Here is a 459-nt window from a genome sequence, read left to right as displayed (position 1 = left end):
GCGTTGCGCATCTCGACGGCATTGCCGGCGGCCGAGGCCAGTGGTTCATTCATGCCGGTGATCAACGCCGAGACCTTCAGTCCGGCGCCGCTGGCGACCTCGACGAGGCTGTTGGCGAGCGCGGTCGCGTCGCGCGACTTCTCCATGAAGGCGCCATTGCCGACCTTGACGTCGAGCACCAGCGAGCCCAGGCCGGCGGCCAGCTTCTTCGACAGGATCGAGGCAGTGATCAGCGGCACCGATTCCACGGTGCCGGTGACATCGCGGATGGCATAGAGACGGCGGTCGGCGGGCGCCAGATCGGCGGTCTGGCCGATGATGGCGCAGCCGGTTTCCAACACCGCCTGGCGAAACAATGCGATATCGGGCTGGCTGATGTAGCCGGGGATCGCATCCATCTTGTCCAGCGTGCCGCCGGTATGGCCAAGGCCACGGCCAGAGATCATCGGCACATAGGCG

General features: G+C 66.2%; 1 pseudogene. It reads right to left on the bottom strand.

Features of this window, described 5'->3' with window-relative positions:
* Nucleotides 1-459, bottom strand: a pseudogene (locus ACWTU8_RS32605) (thymidine phosphorylase); the annotation flags it as partial.

It is taken from the genome of Mesorhizobium sp. BHbdii, assembly GCF_053848045.1.
This window is presented reverse-complemented; position numbering and strand designations above follow the sequence as displayed.